The following is a 7,472-nucleotide window of genomic DNA, read 5'->3' as shown; positions in this document are numbered from 1 at the left end:
ACTCCAACCGCACGCGCAGTACCCGCCGCACCCGCCGCACCCGCCGCACCCGCCGCACCCGCCGCACCCGCCGCACCCGCCGCACCGAGGAGTCTGGACCTGCCCGGCGCCCTGCTGCTCGCGGTCTGCCTCGTCTGTCTGGTCCACTCGCTCGTCGCACTGCCGGAGTCCGGCTGGACGGCGGCCGTCGGTCTGGGCCTGGCCGCGTCCGGCGTCGCCGCGGCCGCCTTCGTCCGCCACGAGCGCGGCGCCTCGGACCCCTTGGTCCCGTCGGCGGTCGTCGGCACGCCCGCCGTCGCGGCGGCCCTCGGCGTTCTGGTGGCCGCGTCGGCCGCGCTGCACGGCACCCTGTTCGCCTGCGTCTACCGCCTCCAGTACGACCTCGGTCTCGACCCGTTCCACAGCGCCCTGGTCAGCCTGCCGCTGGCCGCGCTGATGGTGGCCGCCGCACCCGCCTGTGCCGTACTGCTGCGCCGCTGGGGCGCCAGGCGTACGACCATGACGGCGGCGCTCTTCCTCGCGTCGGGGATCCTGCTGCTGTGGCGGGCCACCGGCACGCCCGCGCTGTGCGCCGGGTTCGCGCTGCTGGGCGCCGGGTTCGGCACGGTGATGGTGGCGGGCACCCATGTCGTCGTACGACACGCGCCGGCCGAGTCGGCCGGGGTGGCGGGCGGACTCCAGCAGACCGCGATGAACGTCGGCCCGGTGCTGGGCACGGCCGTGGCGACCACGTGCATGGCGCTCGGCGGGAGCCGCGCACCGCTGCCCGTCCTCGCGGTGGTGGCCGCGGCGGGAGTGCTGGCGGCCCGGGCGCTGCCCGTGTGTTCCGTCACGACACCGGCCGAACATCGCACCGACGGGTCCGGTTCACGTATACCTGCGCGACCATGAGGAACGAGGTGGTCGAGGCCGGGTATGCCCGACGGCACCTCGTACGCGCGCGACCGGAGGAGAACGATGGCACAGCTGCGACAAGAGGTCGACCCGGGTGAGGTCGGACTGGACCCCAAGGCACTGGACCGGCTCGACCGGCACTTCGTCCAGCAGGTCGAGGAGGGCCGGCTGCCGGGCTACCTCGTGGCGGTCTCCCGCGGCGGCCGCGTCGCCCACCTCACCACGTACGGTCATCGCGACCTCGCCGCCGGTCTGCCCGTCGAGTCCGACACGCTGTACCGGATCTACTCGATGACCAAGCCGGTCACCACCGTCGCCGCGCTGATGCTGATGGAGGAGGGCCGGCTGTCGCTCGACGACCCGGTCGCCCGCCATCTGCCCGCCTTCGCCGACCCGCAGGTGTACGTCGACGGGTCCGGCGAGGGGATGCGCACCCGGCCCGCCGACGGACCGATCCTGATCCGCCATCTGCTCACCCACACCGCGGGGCTGACCTTCGCCTTCTACCACTCCCACCCGGTGGACGCCCTCTACCGGGCGGCCGGGCTGGAGTCGTCGGTGCCGACGGGCGCGGACCTGGCGGAGACGATCGACGTGTACGCGAGTCTGCCGTTGCAGTTCGAGCCGGGCACCGAGTGGAACTACTCGGTCGCCACCAATGTGCTGGGCCGGGTGATCGAGGTGGTGTCGGGGCAGCCGCTCGACGTCTTCCTCGCCGAGCGGGTCTTCGGCCCGCTCGGGATGACGGACGCCGGGTTCTGCGTCCCCGCGGACCAGGCGGGCCGGCTGGCGGAGCTGTACGGCGAGACCGGCGACGGCGGTATCGAGCCGATCGCCGGGCTGCCGCTGCGCGGACGGCCCCGGTTCCTGTCCGGCAGCGGGGGCATGGTGGCGAGCGCGTACGACGTGCACCGGTTCACCGAACTGCTGCGCCGCCGCGGGGAACTCGACGGCGTCCGGCTGCTCTCCGCCGACACCGTGGACCTCATGACGAGCAATCAGCTGCCCGGCGGCGTCGACATGCGGACCTTCGGCAGCCGCCCGGCCCACGACGAGCCGGGCAACGAGGGCGTCGGCTTCGGTCTGGGCGTCTCCGTGGTCGTCGACCCGGCCCGGACCAAGGCCTCGACCGGTCTCGGCATGTACGGCTGGAGCGGGGTGGCCACGACGACGTTCTGGGTCGACCCGAGCCGCGATCTGAGCGTGCAGTTCCTGACCCAGGTGCGCCCGCGGTCCTCGCACGTGCTCTACCAGGACCTGAAGCGGCTGGTGCACGAGGCCGCCGCGCACTGACGACGCGGCTCCGCCCGGCGGGCGGCCCCGGCATGGGATGAGCCGGGGCCGTTGCCGACACCGTCGTCGGCGCTCGCCGCCGCTGTCGCGGTCGTCGGCGCCTCGGGACACCGCATGGAGCGGGTCAGGACCAGTGCGCCACGGCGTCGAGGTGCGGCAGCACGTGGTCGAGACGCTCCCGCTTGGTCCTGAGATAGGTGATGTTGTTCTCGCACGGCGGGATCAGCAGCGGCACCGTCTCGGCGACCTGGATGCCGTGCCGCACCAAGTCCTCGCGCTTGCGCGGGTTGTTGGACATCAGGCGGACGGAACGCACCCCGAGGTCGTTCAGGATCCCGGCGGCCACCCCGTAGTCCCGGGCGTCCACCGGCAGGCCCAGCGCGAGGTTCGCCTCGACCGTGTCCAGCCCCTCCGCCTGGAGGGCCATCGCGCGCAGCTTGCCGAGCAGGCCGATGCCACGGCCCTCGTGACCCCTCAAGTAGACGACTATGCCGCTGCCTTCGGCGACCACGGCGCGCAGCGCGGCGGCGAGCTGGTCGCCGCACTCGCAGTGCTGGGAGCCGAACGCGTCGCCCGTCAGGCATTCCGAGTGCAGCCGGGTGAGCACGCCCTCGGCGCCGATGTCGCCGTAGACCAGGGCCACTTGCTCGTCGCCGCGGTCGTGGTCCATGTAACCGATCGCCTGGAATTTCCCGTACACGGTGGGCAGCGGGGCATTCACAACGCGTTCCACGCCCGTGCGCTGTGGGGACTTCTTGCCGAGTACGCCGATGTTGTCTGTCATGATCTGATTCCTAAGCAGAGACGAAAGGCCGTGAAGAAATGAGTGGTTCGGGCGCGCGTGCGGCGGCATACGGCTTGGTGCCGACGGACACTACGGAAGACGTACGGACGCGGGGGGCGGGCGGCTCAACACAGGTCGCCGTCCTTCCCGTCGGCAGCTTCGAGCAGCACGGTGCGTATCTGCCGCTGGCGACCGACACCCTGATCGCCTGTGCCGTGGCCCGGGACATCGCCGAGGCGTACCCGGTGCACCTCCTTCCGCCGGTGACGATCTCCTGTTCGCACGAGCACGCCGCCTGGCCGGGGACCGTCAGCATCTCCGCGGCCACCCTGCACGCGGTGGTGCGGGACATCGCCGAGTCGCTGCGCCGGTCGGGCGTCGAGGTCCTGGTGGTGGTCAACGGCCACGGCGGCAACTACGTGCTGGGCAACGTCGTCCAGGAGGCCTCCGCGCGCGGTGAGCGGATGGCGCTGTTCCCGGCCGTGGAGGACTGGGAGGCGGCCCGGGAGCGGGCCGGGGTGGAGACCTCGCTGCTGACCGACATGCACGCGGGAGAAATCGAGACCTCCGTCCTGCTGCACGCTCATCCCGAATTGATCCGTCCTGGTTACGAGTCCGCCGATTTCGTCGCGGACGACCGTCGTCATCTCCTCACCACGGGAATGTCCGCCTATACCGATTCCGGTGTCATCGGGCGTCCGTCCCTCGGTTCCGCGGAAAAGGGAAAGGCACTGCTGGCCGCCCTCACCGATTCCTTCGGCGCGTATTTCTCCTTGCTCACCGGACGCGATGTCACCGAATCCGGCGAGGGCGGGGCCGACTCGGGGGCGGCCGACGGGCGGTAGTGCTCGTCGGGGACGCGGCCGGCGGCCGGGTCCGGTACGACGGTCCAGGCGGCCGTCTCCGCCGGGGCCGTGCCGCCCGCCCGCACTCCCTGGTACCAGCGCACGACCAGCACCAGCGCGCCCGGCAGGGCGGCGACGAAGCTGAGCACCCCGTACACGACGGCGACGGCCAGCCCGTTGCTCGCGCCGAGCCCGGCGGCGCCGAACGCCCAGACGGTGACGCCCTCGCGGGGACCGAAGCCGCCGACGTTCAGCGGCAGGCCCATGGCGACCAGGGCGAGCACGGCCAGCGGCAGCAGCACCGGGACGGACGCGCCCGACCCGGTCACCCGGGCGGCCAGCACGAACATCGTCAGGTGGCCCGCCAGCACGACCGCCGAGGACAGCGCGACACCCGGCCCGTTGCGCCGGGACAGCAGTCCCTCCCGGGCCTCGGCGAGCGTCGCGCGCAGCGCCCGCCCGCGACGCGACTGCGCGGGGGCGCGGTTCATCCGCAGGGCGGCGAAGACGGCCAGCACGCCCAGCAGCCCGAGGCCGACGAGGGGCGCGAGGTGGCGGGCGTCGTCCCTGACCGGGGACGGCAGCGCCAGCAGGACCGTCACGCCCGCCACGGTGAGCGCGACCTGTCCCGCGACCCGCTCCAGCACCACCGCCCGCACCCCGCGCCCGATGTCACCGGCGCTGCGCCCGTGGTGGACGGCCCGGTGGACGTCGCCGAGGACGCCGCCGGGCAGGGCCGCGTTCAGGAACAGCGCCCGGTAGTAGTCGGCGATCGCCGGGCCGAGCGGCAGCTCGATGCGCAGGCCCCGGGCGACCAGGGCCCAGCGCCAGGCGCTGAACACCGTGGTGACCGCGCCGATGACGACCGACAGCAGCAGGGTGATCGCGTCGATCCGCCGCAGTCCGTCCAGGAAGACACCGGTGCCCAGCCGCCACAGCAGGACGGCCAGGATGGCGACTCCGACGGCGGTGCCCAGATGGGTGCGCAGCGCCCGGGAGTCGAACCGGGCGAGGACGGCCCGGGAACGCTTCGCGGAGACGGCGGGCGCGGAGACGGCGGGCGCATCGGCGTCCGCCGCGGGTGCGGCGGCGCGCTCGGCCCGTACGGGGTCGGCGGGCACGGACCGCTCGCCGCCCTCGGCCGCCTCGGCGCGTACGGGCTGCTCGCCGCGTACGGCCGAGTCGGCCTGGTCTGCCGTGTGGCGGGCCTCGGACCCGTTCACCTCGGCGCGGGTCCGGGACCCGGCCGCGGCGGCCGGTACCGTCGTACGGCCCGCACCGGTCCGCAGCACCGGTCGTGCCGCCGCGGGCACGACCGCGCCCGCCGTCTCCGCGGTCATGACGCCGCTCCGCCTGTCGGCCGGGCCAGTGCCAGCAGGTCGCTGTGGTGGACGACGACGTCCAGCTCGCCGGCCGCGCAGGCGGCGAGCCGGTCCGCGAGGTAGGCCTCGGCGCGTTCGGCGAGTTCGGGGCGTTCCTCGACGGCGGCACCGACCCAGCCACGCAGCCACTGGGCGGTCAGCGCGCGCTCGTCGGGGCCGAGCCGCCAGGCGCTCGGGTGCAGCTTCACCGTCGCGCCGTGTTCGGCGAAGGCCTCGCAGGCGGCCGTGACGGCGTCGGGTCCCAGCAGCCCGTCGCGCCGCTGGTGGGCGTTGAAGGCCGCGGTGATCTCCGCGTCCAGCGGGTCGGCGGGGCTGAGTTCGACGCGCCCTGCGACGGAGAGCGTCAGCAGTGCCGGGCACCCGGCGCCCGCGCAGGCCGCGGCCAGGGTGTCGACCTCCTCACGGGTGAGGACGTCCAGCAGTGCCGAGGCCGTCACCAGCGAGGCGCCGACCAGGGCGTCCGGGGTCAGCCGGGCGACGTCGCCGCGCCGCGTCTCGACGGTGACCCGGCTGCCGTCGGCGGCCGACCGCGGGGAGGCCACGGCGGCGAAGTGCAGCAGGTAGGGATCGCGGTCGTGCAGGATCCAGTGCTGAGCGCCGTCGAGGCGGGGGGCGAGCCAGCGGCCCATGGAGCCGGTGCCGCAGCCCAGGTCGTGGATGACGGACCCGGCCCGGCCGGGCAGGTTGGCGAGCCGCACGCGCAGCGGGTCCAGCAGGTCCAGCGACCGCGCCGCGGCGTCGGCGCCCTCGCGCAGCTCCAGCCATTCGGGGGCGTACCGCGGCGGTTCGTCGGGGCCGCCCTCCCGCAGCCGTACGGTGGCCCGCTCCTCGGACCGGCCGACCGGCCCGGCGCCCGCGATCACCGTGTCCGTCTCGGTCACCGGGTCCGTCCCGGTCACCGGGTCCGTCGCGACCGTCGTTCCCGTTGCGTCCACCACAGCTCCCGTACCGATCGCTTCCACCGTGTCCGCCGCTTCCCGTGGTCCGGGCTGCGGCGGGATGGCCCGCACGCGCCGCGCCAGGTCCGCCGGTGTGGCCGTCGTCTTCCTCATGCCGCCCTCCGGGGTTCGCTCGGGAGCCGGCCCAGTACACCGGCGAGGGTCTTGGCGGTCGCCGCCCAGCCGCCGAGGGAGGCCCGGCGGCCGCGGGCCGCGGCCTTGAGCCGGCGCCGTACGTCCGCCTCGCCGAACCAGCCGCGCAGTTCGGCGGCGAGCGCGGCGGGGTCCTCCGGCGGGACGAGGATGCCGGGGACACCTCCGTCGGGGGCGCGGCCCACGGCCTCCGGGAGGCCGCCGACGTCGGTCGCCAGCACCGGGATGCCGCGCGCGAGGGCCTCGGTGACCGCCATGCCGTACGTCTCGGCGTAGGAGGTGAGGACCATCAGGTCGGCGGCCGCGTAGCTGGCGTCGAGTTCGGCTCCGGCCTGCGGTCCGGCGAGGTGGAGCCGGTCCTCCAGGCCGTGCTCGCGGATCAGGTTCCGCAGATGGGCGACGTACTCGGGGTCCTGGCCGAGCCCGCCGACGCACACGCAGCTCCACGGCAGGTCGGCCGCCGCGGCCAGCGCCTCGACCAGCCGGTGCTGCCCCTTGCGCGGGGTGACCGCGGCGACGCACAGCAGCCGGGAGACGCCGTCGGTGCCGGAGGCGAGGGGGGCGATGTCGGCGCCGGGGGCGGCGACATGGACCCGGTCGGGAGCGAGGCCGTGGTGCGAGACCAGGCGGCGGACCGCCCAGTCACTGGTGGCGATGACCGCGGACACCGCCCGCAGGACCGTGCGCTCGCGGGCGTCCAGGTCGGCGGCCACCTCGGCGGCGAGACCGGTCTCGTCACCGAGCGGAAGGTGCACGAGGACGGCGAGCCGCAGCCGTTCGGCCTCCGGGACGATGATCTCGGGGACACCGCAGGCGACGATCCCGTCCAGCAGGACCACCGCTCCGTCGGGCAGCTGGCTGAGCGTGCGGGCCAGTTCGGTACGGGCGGCGGCCGCCGGGCGGGGCCAGCTGCCGGGCACGGCGTGCTGGTGGACCTGCCAGCCGAAGCCGGGCAGGTCCAGGCTGACCCGCCGGTCGTAGGCGTTGCCGCCGCTGGGCGCGGCCGGGTCGTCGACACCGCCCGGCAGCACGAAGTGCACGGAGCGCAGGGACATGGGGATGATCTCGCCGTTCTTCCGGGCCGCGGTCTGTGCGGGCACCGTCTGTGCGGGCACCGTCTGTGCGGGCACCGTCTGTGCGGGCACCGTCTGTGCGGGCACGTAGGCGAGGGGCGTGTGCCCGA

At 74.5% G+C, this 7,472-nt stretch carries 6 protein-coding genes and 1 pseudogene; 3 read left to right on the top strand and 4 right to left on the bottom strand.

What is annotated here, in order from left to right; translation table 11 throughout:
• Nucleotides 1-891 (top strand): MFS transporter (locus FNH09_RS23140; RefSeq protein ID WP_152891045.1); only part of this gene is annotated, 891 nt, incomplete at its 5' end.
• A 66-nt stretch (nt 892-957) separates the two neighbouring features.
• Complete coding sequence (locus FNH09_RS23135) at nt 958-2,187, top strand: serine hydrolase domain-containing protein (protein WP_152891043.1); 1,230 nt, start codon at nt 958-960, stop codon at nt 2,185-2,187.
• Between the two features lie 124 nt (nt 2,188-2,311).
• Here the strand turns inward: FNH09_RS23135 and ribA are convergent, their stop codons facing one another.
• On the bottom strand, nt 2,312-2,971 hold the full coding sequence (gene ribA / locus FNH09_RS23130) for a GTP cyclohydrolase II (protein WP_152891040.1): 660 nt from the start codon (nt 2,969-2,971) through the stop codon (nt 2,312-2,314).
• A 38-nt stretch (nt 2,972-3,009) separates the two neighbouring features.
• Here ribA and FNH09_RS23125 point away from each other — a divergent pair, with 38 nt between their 5' ends.
• Nucleotides 3,010-3,816, top strand: a complete 807-nt coding sequence (locus FNH09_RS23125; protein ID WP_152891038.1) for a creatininase family protein — start codon at nt 3,010-3,012, stop codon at nt 3,814-3,816.
• A 182-nt stretch (nt 3,817-3,998) separates the two neighbouring features.
• On the opposite strand, the pseudogene FNH09_RS48750 reads toward FNH09_RS23125, so the two are convergent.
• From FNH09_RS48750 to FNH09_RS23110, 3 genes and pseudogenes are all read right to left on the bottom strand, one after another.
• Nucleotides 3,999-5,156, bottom strand: a pseudogene (locus FNH09_RS48750) (lysylphosphatidylglycerol synthase transmembrane domain-containing protein); the annotation flags it as partial.
• Nucleotides 5,153-6,250 (bottom strand): class I SAM-dependent methyltransferase, encoded by a 1,098-nt coding sequence (locus tag FNH09_RS23115; RefSeq protein ID WP_152891034.1) that lies wholly within the window; start codon nt 6,248-6,250, stop codon nt 5,153-5,155. The gene FNH09_RS23115 and the pseudogene FNH09_RS48750, both read right to left, overlap by 4 nt.
• Nucleotides 6,247-7,419, bottom strand: a complete 1,173-nt coding sequence (locus tag FNH09_RS23110) for a glycosyltransferase family 4 protein (protein WP_375970015.1) — start codon at nt 7,417-7,419, stop codon at nt 6,247-6,249. The genes FNH09_RS23115 and FNH09_RS23110 overlap by 4 nt, the downstream gene beginning before the upstream one ends.
• Nucleotides 7,420-7,472 lie beyond the last annotated feature (53 nt).

This window comes from Streptomyces adustus (genome assembly GCF_009377175.1).
GTDB classification, from domain to species: Bacteria; Actinomycetota; Actinomycetes; order Streptomycetales; family Streptomycetaceae; genus Streptomyces; species Streptomyces adustus.
Note: the sequence above shows the minus strand (reverse complement) of the source record. Positions and strands in the feature narration are given on the sequence as shown.

Excerpts from the sequence above, each read along its gene's own strand:
- FNH09_RS23135 (WP_152891043.1), top strand. The coding sequence starts at position 958 with ATGGCACAGCTGCGACAAGAGGTCGACCCGGGTGAGGTCGGACTGGAC.
- ribA (WP_152891040.1), bottom strand. The coding sequence starts at position 2,971 with ATGACAGACAACATCGGCGTACTCGGCAAGAAGTCCCCACAGCGCACG.
- FNH09_RS23125 (WP_152891038.1), top strand. The coding sequence starts at position 3,010 with ATGAGTGGTTCGGGCGCGCGTGCGGCGGCATACGGCTTGGTGCCGACG.
- FNH09_RS23115 (WP_152891034.1), bottom strand. The coding sequence starts at position 6,250 with ATGAGGAAGACGACGGCCACACCGGCGGACCTGGCGCGGCGCGTGCGG.